This window comes from Pseudomonas sp. G11, from assembly GCF_029457515.1.
Lineage (GTDB): Bacteria > Pseudomonadota > Gammaproteobacteria > Pseudomonadales > Pseudomonadaceae > Aquipseudomonas > Aquipseudomonas gorinensis.
Window position 1 is genome coordinate 6101878 of sequence record NZ_CP120377.1, and the last position, 16423, is coordinate 6118300.

Annotated in this window: 17 protein-coding genes; 7 read left to right on the forward strand and 10 right to left on the reverse strand. The window is 56.2% G+C overall.

Going from position 1 to position 16423, the window contains the following annotated elements; genetic code table 11:
* The first annotated feature begins 55 nt into the window (after positions 1 to 55).
* The 7 genes from P2T68_RS27920 (at position 56) to P2T68_RS27950 (ending at position 6968) form a co-directional block, all read left to right on the forward strand.
* Positions 56 to 1096 (forward strand): DMT family transporter, encoded by a 1041-nt coding sequence (locus tag P2T68_RS27920; protein WP_277378576.1) that lies wholly within the window; start codon positions 56 to 58, stop codon positions 1094 to 1096.
* A gap of 726 nt (positions 1097 to 1822) precedes the next feature.
* Complete coding sequence (locus P2T68_RS27925) at positions 1823 to 2038, forward strand: hypothetical protein (protein WP_277378577.1); 216 nt, start codon at positions 1823 to 1825, stop codon at positions 2036 to 2038.
* Between the two features lie 518 nt (positions 2039 to 2556).
* Entirely contained in the window at positions 2557 to 3540 is a 984-nt protein-coding gene (locus P2T68_RS27930) for a HipA domain-containing protein (RefSeq protein ID WP_277378578.1), read from the forward strand.
* Positions 3533 to 4285 carry a hypothetical protein gene (locus P2T68_RS27935; RefSeq protein ID WP_277378579.1) on the forward strand — a complete coding sequence of 251 codons (753 nt, stop codon included), beginning with the start codon at positions 3533 to 3535 and terminating at the stop codon, positions 4283 to 4285. The genes P2T68_RS27930 and P2T68_RS27935 overlap by 8 nt, the downstream gene beginning before the upstream one ends.
* A 157-nt stretch (positions 4286 to 4442) precedes the next feature.
* On the forward strand, positions 4443 to 5426 hold the full coding sequence (locus P2T68_RS27940; protein WP_277378580.1) for a hypothetical protein: 984 nt from the start codon (positions 4443 to 4445) through the stop codon (positions 5424 to 5426).
* Positions 5427 to 5450: 24 nt separating this feature from the next.
* On the forward strand, positions 5451 to 6479 hold the full coding sequence (locus P2T68_RS27945; RefSeq protein WP_019818564.1) for an IS30 family transposase: 1029 nt from the start codon (positions 5451 to 5453) through the stop codon (positions 6477 to 6479).
* A gap of 216 nt (positions 6480 to 6695) precedes the next feature.
* On the forward strand, positions 6696 to 6968 hold the full coding sequence (locus tag P2T68_RS27950; protein ID WP_277378581.1) for a hypothetical protein: 273 nt from the start codon (positions 6696 to 6698) through the stop codon (positions 6966 to 6968).
* A gap of 133 nt (positions 6969 to 7101) precedes the next feature.
* Here P2T68_RS27950 and P2T68_RS27955 read toward each other — a convergent pair whose 3' ends face one another.
* From P2T68_RS27955 to P2T68_RS28000, 10 genes are read right to left on the reverse strand one after another with little or no spacing between them, the layout of a single operon-like run.
* Positions 7102 to 8073 carry a hypothetical protein gene (locus P2T68_RS27955; RefSeq protein ID WP_277378582.1) on the reverse strand — a complete coding sequence of 324 codons (972 nt, stop codon included), beginning with the start codon at positions 8071 to 8073 and terminating at the stop codon, positions 7102 to 7104.
* A complete protein-coding gene (locus P2T68_RS27960; protein ID WP_277378583.1) occupies positions 8046 to 8750 on the reverse strand; it encodes a hypothetical protein in 705 nt (234 codons plus the stop codon). The genes P2T68_RS27955 and P2T68_RS27960 overlap by 28 nt, the downstream gene beginning before the upstream one ends.
* Positions 8747 to 9289: a DNA-binding protein gene (locus tag P2T68_RS27965; protein ID WP_277378584.1), complete on the reverse strand. Its 543-nt coding sequence runs from the start codon at positions 9287 to 9289 to the stop codon at positions 8747 to 8749. Before P2T68_RS27965 ends, P2T68_RS27960 begins: the two co-directional genes overlap by 4 nt.
* Positions 9286 to 10209: a hypothetical protein gene (locus P2T68_RS27970; protein WP_277378585.1), complete on the reverse strand. Its 924-nt coding sequence runs from the start codon at positions 10207 to 10209 to the stop codon at positions 9286 to 9288. The genes P2T68_RS27965 and P2T68_RS27970 overlap by 4 nt, the downstream gene beginning before the upstream one ends.
* Positions 10206 to 10625 (reverse strand): phage tail assembly chaperone, encoded by a 420-nt coding sequence (locus P2T68_RS27975; RefSeq protein ID WP_277378586.1) that lies wholly within the window; start codon positions 10623 to 10625, stop codon positions 10206 to 10208. The genes P2T68_RS27970 and P2T68_RS27975 overlap by 4 nt, the downstream gene beginning before the upstream one ends.
* Before the next feature lie 12 nt (positions 10626 to 10637).
* Positions 10638 to 12422, reverse strand: a complete 1785-nt coding sequence (locus P2T68_RS27980) for a phage tail protein (RefSeq protein ID WP_277378587.1) — start codon at positions 12420 to 12422, stop codon at positions 10638 to 10640.
* Between the two features lie 8 nt (positions 12423 to 12430).
* On the reverse strand, positions 12431 to 12955 hold the full coding sequence (locus P2T68_RS27985; protein WP_277378588.1) for a phage tail protein: 525 nt from the start codon (positions 12953 to 12955) through the stop codon (positions 12431 to 12433).
* Positions 12948 to 14123 carry a baseplate J/gp47 family protein gene (locus tag P2T68_RS27990; protein WP_277378589.1) on the reverse strand — a complete coding sequence of 392 codons (1176 nt, stop codon included), beginning with the start codon at positions 14121 to 14123 and terminating at the stop codon, positions 12948 to 12950. The genes P2T68_RS27985 and P2T68_RS27990 overlap by 8 nt, the downstream gene beginning before the upstream one ends.
* Complete coding sequence (locus tag P2T68_RS27995; RefSeq protein WP_021491335.1) at positions 14120 to 14437, reverse strand: DUF2590 family protein; 318 nt, start codon at positions 14435 to 14437, stop codon at positions 14120 to 14122. The genes P2T68_RS27990 and P2T68_RS27995 overlap by 4 nt, the downstream gene beginning before the upstream one ends.
* Positions 14434 to 16416, reverse strand: a complete 1983-nt coding sequence (locus P2T68_RS28000; protein ID WP_277378590.1) for a phage tail tape measure protein — start codon at positions 16414 to 16416, stop codon at positions 14434 to 14436. The genes P2T68_RS27995 and P2T68_RS28000 overlap by 4 nt, the downstream gene beginning before the upstream one ends.
* Between the last annotated feature and the right edge of the window lie 7 nt (positions 16417 to 16423).

Below are 16423 nucleotides of genomic sequence, written 5' to 3' on the forward strand. Positions count from 1 at the left end.
CGGGATTTAACCCGAGTGAGCGACGTATCATGGGCCAACCTTCCGAGGATGGCCCATGAACCTCAGTATCGTCTACGCACTCGCCGCCGCCGCGCTGTTCGGCGCCAGCACCCCGCTCGCCAAAAGCCTCGGCCTGGGCCTCTCGCCCATCTTGCTCGCCGGCCTGCTCTACCTCGGCAGCGGTATTGGCCTGAGTGCCGCACGCCTCATCCGTGATCGCGGCTGGAAACCCACCGGCCTGACCGCACCTGAATGGCCCTGGCTGCTCGGTGCCATCGCATTCGGCGGCATCCTCGGCCCCGTGGCCCTGATGTTCGGCCTTACCCGCACCACCGGCTCGACGGCCTCCCTGATGCTCAACCTAGAATCGGTACTGACCGCCGTCATCGCCTGGCTGGTATTCCGGGAAAACGCGGATCGACGCATCGTCCTCGGCATGCTCGCCATCGTGCTGGGCGGCGTCGTGCTGTCATGGCCCGAAGGCGGCGGCGCAAGCCACGACTGGACCGGCCCGCTGGCGGTTGCCGTGGCCTGCCTGTGCTGGGGGATCGATAACAACCTGACGCGCAAGGTGTCGGCGTCGGACGCACTGTTTATCGCCGGCGCCAAGGGGTTGATGGCGGGCCTGGTCAATTGCAGCCTGGCGCTTTATCTCGGCGCGCAGCTACCCAGTGCCGCGCAACTGGGGCCGATCCTGTTGGTCGGCTTCCTGGGCTACGGCATCAGCCTGGTCCTGTTTGTACTGGCACTGCGCGGGCTCGGCAGCGCACGCACGGGGGCCTATTTCTCGACCGCGCCATTCCTGGGCGCCGCGATTGCGCTGCTGGCGTTGGGGGAGTCGGTGTCAGCGGCCTTCTGGATAGCGTCCGCGCTGATGGCCGTAGGGGTGTGGCTGCACCTGACGGAGCGGCACGCCCATGAGCATCAACATGAAGCGACTGAGCACGGGCATTGGCATGTGCACGATGAACATCACCAGCATGAGCATGGGTTTGAGTGGGATGCGAAGGTGCCACATAGTCATGTGCATATGCATGGTGCGATGAAGCATAGCCATGCACATTTTCCGGATGTGCATCATCGGCATAGGCATTGAAGAGGGGTTGGGGGGCGTGTGATCAGCAGTCTTTTAAATATGAGTCACGTACCTTTCCCAGCGCTGTCCCAGATGACTTTTTTCAGACGCCAAAAACCACAAACCCCCGACTTTCTCTAGGAAAATCAGGGGTTTGCGTTTTCAGAATGTGGCGATGAAGGAGAGATTCGAAACTACCCGCAAAGTCACTTTCATTATGCAAGTACCCGGTTTACGCGGGCTGCAGCGATGGTCTCACTCTGAAAAATCGGCTTTCTCAGTCCCATGGTAGTCCCATGGACTTTGCACCAAGTTAGTGCGCGAGGGTTGAGCGGGGGTAAAAAACGGCGTACTGCCCGGTTTATGTTGAGGCATGGGAAAAAGGTAATATTGGTAATACGCGTGATAAATCAGAATAAAACCCTTTGATTTCAATGACTTAATAGATATTTAGAAAGGTAATAATTTGGTAATTTATAGGTTAGGTCATTACCTTTTCATCGGGTAATTTCTGACAAGCTCAATCCCCAGCAAATCCGGGCACTTGGGCGAATATTACCTTTGCCATTACCAAATATTACCCCTCAAGGTAATGCGTCGACCCCTCGAAATACGTGGGCTGCAGCAGCTTTAGTACCTTCCCTAACCAAAATTACCTTTTTCCCAGCCCTGGTTCCAAAATAGAGGTCTGTGAGGCGAATCCTGCAGCTTGGGGCTAGTCTGAGAGTTCACGATAGGAACCTTCGTATGGCGCATGAATATTCGCTCTCAGATGTGCTTGAGAGGATGTATGAAAATCAGTTGGCAATTGAAGCCGCTGTGATGGAACTCACGCTACGCCTGGAACAACAAGGCTCAATAGAGGTAGGTGAAAACGTGCGTGGTGCCCTAGAGACCATCGGTGAGAACGCGGGGCATATCAAGCAAGGTTTGGCCCGATTGAGAAGGTCAGGCGCCAGTTAAGGAATCGAGACAAATTGTGAAGCCTTCTAGACTCGACGAGGCCCACACGTTTCGTGGCTTATGGCAGCTTTCGACCACTTCGAAGGAGGCCACGGACGGCGAGAAAAAAGATCTATCTCGTCTCGGAAAAAGCCCGTAAGTCCATGATTTCTTCTCTTCCGCTCAATGAACACGGGGCCTGCGGTCCTGCCCCGGTCATGGCCGCCTGCTACAGCGCTGTGCAATCGCCCTGCACTTCTCTTCAAAACTTTGCAATCTGTGAAACTGCCGGTCGCCCGTAGAACGCCCCGGCCCGCCTGGGCCGCCGGTTCGTTTGCACTACATCTGTATTTGCGCAAAAAAAGGACGCAAACCCCGTCGGCGGGAGGGGGATAAGTGCTTTCCAAATGATATTTTTCTTCAAAAAAAAAGATTTCAGGCATATCTTCATCAACGGTAATCGGGTTAAGTTTCTAATAAGACGTCGACCCGACTCCAATAACGCACAATAAAATATTTCTGACGAGCTCAAAAAATCTATGGTGTATCAAGTTTTTGATATTTCAGACTTCAAACATGAAGAATTTGAACCACTAGGTACCAAAGCAAAATACTGGTGCTCAGATAAACAAGGGAATGATTATTTATTCAAATCCATAGAAACCCATGACTCGCGAAATAACATCATATCAAGAGACGGTGAAGACTGGTCTGAGAAAGTCGCCTGCGAAATCGCTAAAAAATTACGCATCCCGTGCGCACAATACGAGCTTGCTTATAATACAGAAACAAGAGGAGTTATAACAAAAAGCTTTATAACTGGAGCCAATACTTACTTAGTGACCGCAAATGAAATTCTAACAAACTATAGCGCCCCCATTAATAATGAGATTGTAAAAAAAACCGAAAAGCAAAACATCATGCATGTTTACATTATTTTAAGAAGAATAATTAGAAATAAACCATTGAGCTTTAAAAGTCGCCCTAACATAAAAACAGCTGCAGATTTTTTCACTGGTTATCTTATGCTTGACGCGCTGTTATCAAATCAAGATCGCCATAGTGAGAATTGGGGGCTAATTGTTACTGGCAAAGGACGATTTCATCTCGCACCAACCTTTGACCATGCAGCCGGATTAGGTAGAAACGAGTCTGATGAAACAAAGGACAAACGACTCAAATCGCAAGATAGTGGTCAACAAGTTTCAACATATGTAAGAAGGGCAAAGTCATATTTCTACTTAAAGGAAAGCAGACTTAGAACTTTCAAAGCATTTGAATATTTCGGCATACTCAATCCAAGAGCCGCATTAAGTTGGCTCGAAGAGCTAGACGGATTGACTGAAGAGATGATGCGAGCTATTATCGACGCAGTCCCTACGGAAATAATGAGCGATGTATCTAAAATATTTGCCCTCGAAATGCTGTTATGCAACAAATCGAATATGATGGGCCTGGTACCTTTTTTTGAGGAAAACTTGGATCCATCATATAGAAAGCGGCAGATTAAAACATATGAATAGTGCATTCGTCATCTGGCGAGACCCTATTACCACGATGTGGCAACCAGTTGCAAAACTGACAGAGTCAAACGGAGTTTATACTTTTTCATACACTCGAGGCGCTCTTAACAAAAAGTTTATTCCATTCCCTCGAATGAGTATTCTTGAAAAAGAGTACGTATCTCATGAGCTACTACCTTTCTTTCAGAATCGTCTAATTCCGGAACGCAGACCCGAATACTATACTATGCTTTCTTGGCTCGACATGGCTCCAGGACCTAACGATCCTTTTGAAATTTTAAGTGCTTCGGGTGGAGCTCGAAAAACTGATAACTTTAGAATCGTTAAGGTACCTCAAAAGTCTGAAAAAGATGAATATCGTTTAAAGTTTTTTATTAGTGGCGTCGCTTATATTACAGACGAAGCAAAGCATGACCTTATTAATTTAGATAGTAAAGTGTTACTTCCATGCTTCAACGAAGATAAAAACCAGGCAGACTCTAATGCAGTTGCGATCATTAATCCTAAAACCGGAAGACGCCTCGGGTACTACCCACGATATCTGAATGAAGATCTGATTCGAGTTAATCGGATGCTAGGAGCAACTGGGAGTGAGTTAATTACTAAAATCCGGGTTCTAAAGGTTAACCTCAGCGCTCCTGAACAGTATCGGGTTTTCTGCGAGTCAGTGACATCGTGGCCGGCTGGCTTTTCACCCTTCCAGTCGGACAATTATAAACTTTTAGCCGATGAGGTTAGCCAGTAAATTAATTGATTGGAGCTCACAACCTATTAATGCATTTTATAGCTGATCCGCCAGTGGATAGAAACAAACTATCCACTGACAAGCTTAGCATTGATGGCCGGTAGACCTAATGATATCAAAATGATAGCCTGTGAAATCCTGCAATGGAGTTCAGGCAATGACTATAAACGTAAGTTTTCCGCTCAACAGCGACACCTCAAGTAAAGAAGTTTTCCAAGAATGCATCAATTGGATTTTAGATTCTCCTTTTACGGATTTTTCTGAAGAGGATCTCAGAAAACTAAACAATGAAGAAGACTTCAAACACTCTTTAAACAATGAAATTGTTGAATTTTCTCGAGCTGAAACACCGAGCTTTTTCGTATCATCATTTAAATACACCAAGCATACAGCTAATGCTAGTTGGATTACTGAAATTTCAACGCGAATAGAGCCAGACCAGCATTGGATTAGAGTAAAGGCGAGCATAGTCACCAACACTGCATCAGATGCAACGCTCGAAATTAAAAAACCCCTAATCATCATAAGGCTTATTGATAGTTTTGGCGGTGGGTACGATGGAGATATTCCTATCACATTAACTCCCATCACTTTAGATGAAAGCGATTTTAGTTTAAAAATTGCAAAAACCGTTATCAACGGAGATAGTAACTGCACACTGCCAATCGTCTATGTAAGCGCCAACACAGCCGGTAAACACTCGATAATTCCAGAGCGTCTTGCTAGAAAACTATGTGGCATGGCGCATGTAGTTGTAGAACCTAGTCGTTCATTTTCCCATTCTTTAAGACCTGAGGTAGGATCACGAAACGTTTATGCGGGCGTAGTCGGAATATACTGGCCTAAAGGTTCAGGCGTTACTATTTTTAGAAGGGAATCCAAAGAAGTAAAAGTTTTTGAACAGGAAATTTTCTCTACAGTTTGTGAGGCACTATCGCTGCTCATTCCAGCTAAGGAATGTAGCTGGGATGAAGTTACACATGTAAAAAATCGTAATGCGATTGAATTAATGAAGCGCGAGGGCGTCAGCGCTGAGGAAGCCAATCAAATAGTGTCACTATATGAAAATGAAATCACACAAAATCGTGACCATATTGATGCTTTAAATAGGGCGGCCGCGAAAACTGAGTGCAACACCTGACCTTTCCGGTACGGTGCTGCCCCTATGTCCTATTCCGAACTCAGCGTCGAAGAGCGCGCCATCATTCAACTCAGTCAAGCTCAAGGCTTCAGCCTGCGCGGCATTGCTCGCCTGATTGACAGGTCGCCCTCGACCATCAGCCGAGAGCTGAAGCGCAATCGAGGCAGTAGTGGTGCTTACTCGGCCCGCTGCGCCCAGCAACAGATGAACATTCGGCGCCAGGTTTGTCGCCCCAAGCGCAAGCTTGTGCCGGGCAGCGAGCGCTTCGAACTGGTGGCCCACATGCTGCGTAAGCGTTTGTCTCCCGAGCAGATTGCCGGCAAGCTGCGCAGCATGACCATACCCAACCTCAGAGATGCCTACGTCTGTCGTGAGACGATCTATAACGCGATCTATGCCTTGCCGGTCGGCGAGTTGCGCAAGGAGCTGATCGTCTGCCTGCGCCAAGGCAAGACGACGCGCCGGCCGCGCTCTGGTGGCGTGGATCGGCGCGGCCAGATCCCTGAGATGGTCAGCATTCATGTTCGCCCGCCAGAGATCGAAGACCGGCTGATGCCGGGGCATTGGGAGGGCGACCTGATCAAGGGTAAGGCCAACGCCTCGTCGGTAGGCACGTTGGTGGAGCGCACCAGTGGCTACCTGATGCTGATGAAGATGAACGACGCAACGGCGACCTCGGCGATGGAGGGCTTCAGTGCAGCGCTCAACAGCATGCCGCTGGCGATGCGCAAGAGCATGACCTACGACCAGGGCCGGGAGATGGCGCGGCATGCTGAAATCACCCAGCAGACAGGGGTCGCTATTTACTTCTGCGACCCGCACAGCCCCTGGCAGCGCGGTAGCAACGAAAACATCAACGGCCTGATCCGCCAGTACCTGCCCAAGGGGACTGACTTGTCGGTACACAGTCAAGAGCAATTGAATGCCATCGCCTTGGAGCTGAATATGCGCCCCCGTAAACGCTTCGATTTCAAGTGCCCGATCGAAGTCATGGGCGAGGTGATGCAGGAAGCCATGGCTATGCGGCATCATGCTCCAGCTTCAAATCAATAACCGTGTTGCACTCAGCTTCTGCAACCGCCTAGAGAAATAGAAAGACTTAATACAATAGTAAGACACTTAGAATCAAAAACCCCCGTACAAGGTGGAATTATAATTAATACCGGCGACGAAGAAGACTTCTTCGACTCGGAAATTTTCGTCTTCGTTTTATCGGCATTAAGAGATTACATTGAAAAAAACACCTATGCGAACTCACGAAAAGAACATGTGTTAAGATCCGTTGTAAACAGCAACAATTTCATCGACCTCCACGAACAAAAATCAAAACTACTTAAAGAATCTCTACGTAGCTATCGTGAAATGTCAAAAGGCATTAAAGACACTCTTCAGGATCTCGGATTTACTGTTAAAGCCGACGGAAAGCACTGGAAGATCACGTACTTTGAAGATGAGCGTTATACTTATGTCCTGCCTAAGACCGGCAGCGACCACAGAGGCGGACTTAATGCATATGCAGATATCGCAAATATTGCGTTTTAGTCAAACATCCGCCTAAACACTTGCCCCTATAACGCACCATAGGTCCAGCCGCTCAACTTAAGGGCGGCCAGACTAATCCATAATACGTCACCAGACTCATGTAGCAAATTGCATACTGTTTAAAACTTAAATATTAGAAAGTAACCCCTCTCAACTTCACCGCCAGCTCTACAGATTTCATCGCATTATTCAAGAACTTTCCGGACGTCTGAGGTACGGGGCTCGCTCCATGCGTATGACTAGCCAGTTGTGCATTCATGATTTCTACTAATTCGAGCAAGTCACATACCACCTGCAGTACATTTACAGATTCGGATCCAAGCCAAGTTCGTGGTGCAACTAGGCGCTGACTAACTCCAACAACGCTTTTGCGCAGGCCGATTATCCTCTCCTCCATATCACCACCTACCGTAGCGTTATGCTTCTGTCCCACCACCAAGTTCAAATCTCGCCCAGTCGCTTGGTGCAGATCATCCACCGCAGCCAGGCTCGCAGATCCGCCCGACAACAGCTTGAGCGCGCCCAGCGCCTCGATCGTCTTGATCCCACCCACCGACTCAGTTGAATGGTCATCTACCGTCCTGGTGTGACTCTGGAAGCTCTCGGTGTTCTGCAGCGCCTCCACTTCCCGCTCGATCGCCTTGTCCTGGATCTTGCCGTCCGTTTGGCGCAGCCAGTTGCCGTCGGCGTCGACGCGCTGCTGGCAGGCTTCGCTGTGCTGCCACACCTGGTCGCCCTTCGGCACCCGGGGCAGGCTCAGGCCGTGCGGCAGGATCTGCGTGATAAAGGGCTTGTGTGGCAAGCCATAGGCAAAGCTTACCACCACGGTAGTGCCCTCCTCCGGGAAGCCAAACATGCCCGCCTCTTGCCCGCCCATCGGTGCCGGCAGTGGTAGGCCGGTCAGGATCGGCAGCGCGGGATCTGGCTCGCCATCGGGCAACAGCACTTCCACGTCGACGCCAAAGCGCGGTCGAAAGTCGTCGCACAGTCCAGGTGAGGCCGGCGCATCGGGCACGGCCACCACTCGGCCAAAGCGCGGCAGGTGGTAGCCGCCGGTGAGTTCGGGGAATTGCCGTTCTACGCTGCGACGGATTGCGTCGTCCATTTGATCGCCATTTGGTTGCCGGCAAGGGTCACTGTGGTGATCCTCTCGCCCTGGTTGATGGTTGCACCTGGTCGTAGTCCTGGAAGGGCCGCGATCATTGCGCTTTGATTTCCCTGGTAGCTTCCGAACAGTTCGACGGGGAGTTGTAGAGGCGCGCGGATGCCAAAGAAGCTGTCGGCCCAACTGCCCACGAACACTTCGCCGTCACCCTGCTGCTGCCAGATAAAGTCGGGGATGCTGAACACGCTGGCCAGGCTGTCCATGGCCAGGTAGCCGGCGGCCAAACTGTAGAAAAAAGGTGCTTTGACCTTGGCGTATGCCTTGTCCGGCACCCGGAAACGAAGGCCTGTCTTGTCGCTGATCTCCGCCAGGACGCCCTGCAGGTCAACGTGACGCAGGTTCAACGGCATAGGCTGAGACAAGATCGCCGCCAGTTCGCGACAAACCAGGATCTGCTGCACGCTGTTGATCGCCGTGGAGCGCTCAACAAAACCGATGAAGTGGCGCTGCAGCGGGTTGTCGTTGTAGCCGACATCAAGCGTCACCAGACCTTTAACCGGCCCGTCTGCCTGGATGGTGAAGGTCGCCCGGCCGGGGCTTTTGATCTCCAGCCGTACTTCGTCTTTGATCAACGAGTAAGGCGTGCCGCCGATGGTCAGTACCTTATGCAGTTTCATGGCGTCGGGGCCAGCCAGTCATCAACCTTTTTCAAGGTGCGTTCGAAGCCGCTCAGCTCCCCGGGTGTACCGCTGCCATCGCCAGCCGCCGCGCCGCCCACGGCCGAACCCGGGCCAGATTGCGAAGTAACGCCGTTGCCGGTGCGACGATTCTCGACACGCTCAGGGTTGGACAGCTTTTCAGACAGGGTGAACTGCACCAGCCAGGCGTTCAACGTGTCGTCTTCCCGGGCACTCACACCGTCGGAGAACTGCACTTCACGGATGCCGAACGCGGCGGCGGTATCGTTGACGATGCGGTACATCTTGAGTTGACCACCGCCGGCCGTGGCTTCGGCCAATCGCATCAGGCTGCGCAGTTGCACCTGGTCAACAAAAGGGATCATCAGGGAGACCGTCAGGGTTTTGGGTTTGAAGCCCTTGTGCGCAGTCTGGCTGTTGCTGGTTTGCCCCGATAGATCGTCGCTTTCAATACGCAGGTTAGCGGTGATTTTCAGGCGCTTGCCCAGGATCTGTTGGCCATCAAGTAATAGGGTCATAGGCCCACCAGCTCCCTAACAAAGCTCAAACCGTCCCGCGATCCCACCAACAGCACGCCGGCGCACAACACCCACTCATGACCAGGTGCATCGCCTTCGAGCAAGGCGCGGCGCAATTCGCTGGTATCACCAGGGCCGAGGATCCGCGCACGCATGCTGTGGTCGGCGTTGCCGCCGGCCAGCAGGGCTTTCAGGTCATTTAGCTGTTTGTCGCGGCCCTGCTGCTGGGCAGCTTTGCGGCCTGCCAGCGCTGCCAGGTCGCCCATGGGCGAGCTGTCGGCCGCGTAGCTCTCCAGGACGGCGATCTGGCCGGCCATGGATTGCTTGGCCGCCTTGACCACGGTGCATCGCTCCAGGGGCAGCGCGGACCAACGCGGCAACGGCCCAGCGCTGGGGATCTCCCACTTGTCGGTCTCCAGTCGCGACAGGTTCCGCGCACGGCGCTCAGCGCGCACCAGGTCAGGGATCGGCAATAGTGCATTGAAGCGCGCCAGGGTCTCGGCGAACTGGTCCAGCCGTATGCCCAGGAACATCAACGACAGCGCGTATTGAGGGCCAGCCGGTCGGCCGTTGTCGCTGGCGTCGACCAGTTTGGCGGCCAGCTGCTGCAGCAAGTTCGGCGCAGACAGAAACCGCTGGTGGCCACGGCCCTGGCCCACTCCACTTTGAAACGGCGTCACGGCCAGGCACGCCGGCGCTTCGCCCATCTGCCCAGCCAGTGCGGCGCGGCCGGCCTCGATCGCATCTTTGGCGGCGTCACCCACCGGCCCGGGGTTGGTGCTGGTCATGCCGTCCAGCCCTGCCAGGCGCTTCGCGGTGCTGGCCAGCTCGCCGCCGGCCAGATTCTTGGCCGCTGAGAGTTCACCCATCCACTGCGTGGCCTGCTCTGGCCAGCGCATGGTCACCGGTGCCCAGCTCATTCGTCAGCCATCCAGGCCGGCACCGAGGGACGCCCAGTGTGCGGAAAGCCTGATGATTGCGGCCAGTCGCGCAGTGTTTGCATGTACTGCAGCAACTCTTTGAATTGCTCGTCGCTCAGTGTCGTCGGCGCGTCGATCTCCAGTTGGTCGCGATGACGATCGCGCAGCCCGATAGCAACCGACAATGCCTGGTCGCGCCATGCACGCTCAGTGATTGCCAACTGTTCATCAGTTGGACCTGGTGCGGCCACAGCAACCGGCACGCCATCCGAGTTGAGTTGAATCAGCTGGCCGCTGTTTTGAGCAATCAGAAGATCCGCATAGACTTGGTCGGTGATCTTCACCGCGTCGACCGGGATGTTCTTGCCGTGAATTTTGGACGATAGAAAACCGTCGGTAGCAGAGAAATAGAACATGGCTTCAAGCTCCTAATAGCCGATGGCGATCCAGAAAAGACTGGCTGTCGGGCTGCCGTTAACGTAGTCACCGCCCAGGCCCATTAGGTACTTGGAGCGATCCGGCACAATCACCCAGGTACTGGCGCTATGGGCAAAGTTCGCCATGGCGACCATGGCCACGGCCGTCGTTGGGAACGCCATCGGGAAGAATCGAAAACCGGTATCGCTGTGGGTTTCGGTCCCGTAACCCCACTGCAAAACCAGCCCACCCAGCCAGCTTGGGAAGGCGATAAAACCCGTAATCCCCAAGGAAAAAGACACGCCCATGCGCAGTTTCTTGGGGGTGATAAAGGTTGTGTCGTCGGTGCCCGTATTGACCTGGGTTGCCGTTGCGACCTTGGCCGTTCCTTGGACGGTCTCAGTCGCCTGGACATTGTTCGCTTTACTGTCGGGGTTGAAATTCGCCTCGGTCCAGAAGCGATAACGCCTGTCACCCGCTGACCAGCCGCCGAAGGCAAATTGGTTGTCCGTGTCCAGACCAAAGAACGTGCCGTATGAACCACCACGGAGGAACGCAATAGCGGCTGGAGCTGCGGCCACACCCGCGTTGGAGACACAAATCGAGGCATGCGCCTGTTCATAGTTACCTGCGGCCGCCAACGTGGGCAGACTGCCTACCGCAAAGTAGGTGGCGTAGTTCCAGGTGCCGCCCATCCGGACAAAGCGCTCATCACTTTCAGGCTTGGTAAATACGTCGGCCTTACTGACTTTCTTGCCAATTTCCGTATTCAACTGCTGCTTTACCGCCGTCACCATCTTGGTGCTGGCCAACACGCTGCTGCTGTCGCTCGCGGGGTCATCCGTGATCGCATTGGGCAGATTGCCCAGGTCCACGTCTTCTTTGGTGGTGGCACGGGCGCGCAGATTCGCGTAATCCCCTTCCCGGGCGGCGAAGTGTTGTACCAGCGAGCCGGCGATGGGCTCGGCCGGGCGGCGATCGGTAATGGCGTTGGCGTTGGGCAGGTCCGCCAGGGGGATGCAGTAGTGCTTCACGCCAGCACTGTCGGTGTAGTCCGGGCGAGCGGCGCCGAACACCACCTGCCAGCTGGCCACCACATCGCTCAACTGCCGCTGCAGCGCAATATCCAACCAGGCCGTGGTCGGCAGTGCCGGCGGCACGATCGGCAGCGCGGTCGCCCGCTCCAGGCGAATGCCCTCGACATAGGCGGTGCCCGGTTTCACCTGGTACGCGCCGCCGACCTTTTCCACCTGCAGCGCGCTGCCAAAGAAACACGCACGGCCAAACACGTCTCGGTTGCTCAGGCGCTCGCGCTCATCAATACCGGCCAGGCGCACGGTGAAGTCGTGCTGCCAAGTCTTGGCGTCGATGGTGATACCGGTCAGGCCTTGGGCGCCGTCGAACGCCAACAGCATGTTGCGGGTCAGGTTGTTGCCGATCTGCTGCGGCGGGATGTTGCGGCGCTTTTGCTGGGCGGGCACGTAGGCCACCGCGAACAACACACCGTCGACGGTCTCCAGCCCGATCCAGTTAAAATCCCAGTCGCCAACGTCGGAACCGATCTGCGCGCTGTACACCACCTGGTTGGGGTTCACATACCCCGCATGGGCGGCCGGGATCTCGTGCACATAGACGATCTGCGCCGCCACCGGCTTTGGCGCCGCGCGGTCGACTGGATTGTTGGGGTTCAACCCGGGCACGTTGGCAAAAATGAACCGGCTGACTTTCAGCCCAGTGCCGGCGGCTTGTCGCTGGGCGATCAGGCTTTCACCTGCAAGGGTAATACTGGCTCCCATGAGGGCTCCTAAAGGCTGGCGACCAGCGTTTGCTGATCGTCGTGGAAGTGAACAAGGCCGATCTGCACCGGGACCGGTGTGATGGTGGAAAAGTCGTAGCGTCGGCAGGTGCGCCCGTATTGCTGGATCAGCACGCGCAGCAGCTCGGGGTTTTGCGACAGTTGCGAGTCCGAGAAACGCAGCAGCACCACATCCCAATCGCGACCGGCCTGGCGTTCCTCGATCTCGACGTAACCGACGCCCAGGCGTTCCAGGATGCGTTTCATGCCGGCGGTGCTGCCGGCGTCCACGGCATTGATAAAGGCGTACTTGACCCGCAGGCGATACAAGCTCTCGGGCTCGCCCTTAAAGCGGGTGATGTCTCGCTGCCAGGCCAGCAGGTCCAGCACGGAGATATGGCAGGTGTCCGCAGCCATCTGCAGCAGCGGCCAGCGCAGCCAACCCTCGACGTGCTCCCACCAGGACTGGGCGGCCGCTTTGAGCTTGGCCAGCTCGGTGCCATCGAGCCAGAACGGCAGATCGATCTTAATCATGCAGCACCACCTCCAGGCTCTGGATCCGCGGAATGTTCAGCTCGCTGATGATGTCGGCCGTGGCAAAGCGCAATGATTCGATGCCGGCGAACTGCTGGTGAAGCTCTTCGCCCAGGCGGCTGAATGAAAACCGCGACTGGGGATAGGTCAGCGTCGGCTGGAAGTCCGTAGCGGTGCTGTCACGAAACGCGGCACGTACGAACAGCACGGCATTGTCTTTGAGGGTTGCACGCTGTTCGGTGGTCAAGGTCGAGCGCGGCCAGATCTCCAACCTCACGGCGTGCTGGGTTTCAGGCATGACCATCACCAACAGGTCATCGCCGTGGCCATGGTTGCCCTGGTCGCGGATATGCGCGTTGATTTGCGCCAGGTACGTCGCCGCCGGCACGTCCGCGTCGAACAGTACAAAGGCATTGGCACTGCCCGGGCCACGTGGTGCGCCGTGCTGGAAGTAAACGCCATCCGGGCGCACTCCTGGGAACGCCGAAATCAGGGCGCGATACACCGCGTCGGTGTGCCACTGGTTGACCGCCGAGAACTGGTTACGGGTACGCAAACGCAGCTCGTCGTTGGGCTCAGGATCTGCACCAGGTGTGGTCAACCAACCGTCGCTGTTCACCACCTGGGCAATGCCCGGGACCGGAACCGGCAGGATCGCGTAGTAACCCGGGGCCAGGTTGAAGCCGGCGCCGGTGTCGACCGCCTCGACAGGGATCTGCAGCTGCATCAGCCCATCCGCGAACACACCCACGGCGGTGGTCACCACCTGGTAGATATGCCCATTGATGGATGCGGACTGCACCAGTGTCCCGGCCGGTACTTCCAGGGCGCCGCCGGCAGCTTCGCGGGTGAACAGCAAAAAGCCCTTGGCCTTGGTCGCACCCTTGCGCTCAACGTTGACCGCCCAAGCCAGCATATCGAGCCAGGCGTCGGCAGCGGTCTTGACGAAAAAGTTCGGCAGCACCGTGGCCACGAAAAAGTCCAGGATCCACAGCACCGGCTTGGTCACCAGGGCACGCACCACACGCCAGAACGGCGAATAGGCGCTGGTGTTGCTCAGCTTGCTGCCCTGGGCGGCTACTTCGCTCTCCCACGCCTGCAGCAGCCCCGCCTCGGTGGTGGGAATGCCGGCGTCGGCCAACGCCTGCTTGAAATCTACGTCACTCACAAAGTCACCTCGATGTTGCCGAATTTCAGGGTGGTCGCCGTGACCAGGTACTGGCCGGGCTGCAGCTGGGTGATCTGCGCGGTGCCCGGCACCAGGCGCTCGTCCGCCTCCACCAGCAGTTCCAGTTGCTGGATGCAGTCGCGTTGCTTGAGCCGATCGCGCTCGGCCACCAGGGTCACCAGCAAGCCGCTGTCGCGGATCATGTGGGCGATGTCCTGAGCGATGCTGGCCCGGTCATCGATCAACAGCGGCTGACGCGACGGGTCCAACACCAGATCGTTGCCGGCGATCAACAGGTCGATGTACTCGCTCATCCGCCCACCGACATGGCAACCATGTTTTCCATTTCCAGCGGGGTCATAGACTTGCTGGTGTGGATCTCGACCTTTTGCACCTGCATGCCCTTGTTCTGCGTCTGGTTGTTCTGGATGCTGGTCAGCAGCCCGCCCTGGGGCACGGCGTTAGGCCGCGCCGGCGACAGGCTTGGAATGGCTGCATTGATGGTCTGCTGGGCCTTCTGCGCTGCTGCAGTGGCGTCCACGGTGTTAACGCCGATGTCAGTACCGGGCACCTCGGGCATGGCGCCAAAGCGGGTTTCAATGTCGACGCCGGGGATCTTGTTCAGCATCTCGATCAGGTTGTTGATCGCCGTATGAAAGATCGCGACGATGCCGTCCCAGGCGGCCTTGGCCATCCCAGACCAACCGCCCATCGAGGCGAACCAGTCCGACAACGCGGTGAGTTGGTCGCTGACCCACTTGAACGCCTCGCTGTTCATCAGCGCGGCGGTCCACTCGTCCCAGTACACGACTGCAGCAATCACCGCCGCGACCAGGGCCAGCACACCGATGACGATCCAGGCGACCGGGTTGGCTAACAGCGCCGCGTTGACCAGCCAGATCGCGCCCTGCCACATGAGCATCACGCCACGCACCACGCCCAGGGCGGCCGTCAGGCCATACACCACAGTGATGTAGGTCAGCATGATCAGCTTCTGCAGCACGAACCCGGCAGCGGTGCGCAGGCTCATCAACTGCACCACCTTCCAGACGGTGAGCATGGCCAGCCAAACCATGCGGCCGGCGCCGACGGCGAACGTCAGCAGGGACATGGCCGCAATCAACGCCAGGATCGATAGCGTCACGATGCCGATCACCCGGGTGATGTTGGGGAACATCTGGGTCCAGCGCGTCATGGTCCCGGCGATGCCGGACAGCTTGGCCATCAACGGGGTCAGGATCGGGATCAGCGCCTGACCAAAGGCAATTCGCAGCGCCTCGACCGCTGCCGCGAACTGTTGCCACGGGTCGACCATGGCCATCGCCATGTTCTGTGCGTCCTCCAGGCCACGCACCTTGCCCAGCTTGTCCATGCCGTTGCGCAGGCGGTCGGTGTCCTTGGCCAGGGAGCCGATGACCTGAGCGCCCTCCCCGCCAAAGGCGTCCATCAGCTTGGCGCTGGCCGACGCGCTGGTCAGGTCGCCCAGCTTGCCCTGCAGCTTGTCCATGATCTGCAGCATGGGCAGCGCTTTACCGTTGGAGTCGGTGAACTTCAGGCCCATTTTTTCCGAGGCGGCGCCCAGGTTTTCAAAGAAAGCCTTGTAGCGCCCGCCGGCGTCGCCGCCTTCCATGGTGCTGCTCAGCGAGCCAATCACCGCGAACTGTTCAGCGATATCGACGCCGGCAGCGGTGGCGATCGAGCCGACTTCCTTAAAGGCGTCCTTGAGCTGGGCGCCATCGGTGCGGAACAACTGGACCGCCAGGGCAGTTTGCCCACCGAGCTTTTCCACCCATTCGCCCTTGCCCATGGCGTCGGCCTGGCCCTTGAACAGGTTGTACATGGTGCCTACGTAGGCGCCCATGGTATCGGCGTCGGATTTGGTGGCCTTGGCCAGCAGGTTGCTGGTGTTGGTGAAGGTGGCCAACTGGCTGCCCGTGAGACCCTTGATAGCGCCCTCGATGCTGTAGGCCGACGCCACAAAATCCCGGGCGTTCTCGCCGTAGTTCACCGAGAACTCCAGGGCCTTTTGATTCAGCGCAGTCAGCGCATCTTCGGCCACGCCCAGGGATTTGACCTCGCCCAGGGCGCGGTTCATCTCCAGCGCCGGCTGCAGCGACTGATTAATGCCGACGAACGCGCCCGTCACACCAGCCAGGCCCATGCCCATGGTCTTGATGTTCTTTTCGCTTTGCTCGGTCAGCTCGGAAAAGCCCATCTTCACCTTGCCCAGGGGCGCGGTGACCTTGTCGGTCAGGGCCAGGATGAAGTCCAGGCGGGCGCTACGATCGGCCATGTGGTTC

Bases quoted from the DNA above. Each gene is read 5' to 3' on its own strand.
- P2T68_RS27920 (WP_277378576.1), top strand. From the start codon at position 56: ATGAACCTCAGTATCGTCTACGCACTCGCCGCCGCCGCGCTGTTCGGC.
- P2T68_RS27925 (WP_277378577.1), top strand. From the start codon at position 1,823: ATGGCGCATGAATATTCGCTCTCAGATGTGCTTGAGAGGATGTATGAA.
- P2T68_RS27930 (WP_277378578.1), top strand. From the start codon at position 2,557: ATGGTGTATCAAGTTTTTGATATTTCAGACTTCAAACATGAAGAATTT.
- P2T68_RS27935 (WP_277378579.1), top strand. From the start codon at position 3,533: ATGAATAGTGCATTCGTCATCTGGCGAGACCCTATTACCACGATGTGG.
- P2T68_RS27940 (WP_277378580.1), top strand. From the start codon at position 4,443: ATGACTATAAACGTAAGTTTTCCGCTCAACAGCGACACCTCAAGTAAA.
- P2T68_RS27945 (WP_019818564.1), top strand. From the start codon at position 5,451: ATGTCCTATTCCGAACTCAGCGTCGAAGAGCGCGCCATCATTCAACTC.
- P2T68_RS27955 (WP_277378582.1), bottom strand. From the start codon at position 8,073: ATGGACGACGCAATCCGTCGCAGCGTAGAACGGCAATTCCCCGAACTC.
- P2T68_RS27960 (WP_277378583.1), bottom strand. From the start codon at position 8,750: ATGAAACTGCATAAGGTACTGACCATCGGCGGCACGCCTTACTCGTTG.
- P2T68_RS27965 (WP_277378584.1), bottom strand. From the start codon at position 9,289: ATGACCCTATTACTTGATGGCCAACAGATCCTGGGCAAGCGCCTGAAA.
- P2T68_RS27970 (WP_277378585.1), bottom strand. From the start codon at position 10,209: ATGAGCTGGGCACCGGTGACCATGCGCTGGCCAGAGCAGGCCACGCAG.
- P2T68_RS27975 (WP_277378586.1), bottom strand. From the start codon at position 10,625: ATGTTCTATTTCTCTGCTACCGACGGTTTTCTATCGTCCAAAATTCAC.
- P2T68_RS27980 (WP_277378587.1), bottom strand. From the start codon at position 12,422: ATGGGAGCCAGTATTACCCTTGCAGGTGAAAGCCTGATCGCCCAGCGA.
- P2T68_RS27985 (WP_277378588.1), bottom strand. From the start codon at position 12,955: ATGATTAAGATCGATCTGCCGTTCTGGCTCGATGGCACCGAGCTGGCC.
- P2T68_RS27995 (WP_021491335.1), bottom strand. From the start codon at position 14,437: ATGAGCGAGTACATCGACCTGTTGATCGCCGGCAACGATCTGGTGTTG.
- P2T68_RS28000 (WP_277378590.1), bottom strand. From the start codon at position 16,416: ATGGCCGATCGTAGCGCCCGCCTGGACTTCATCCTGGCCCTGACCGAC.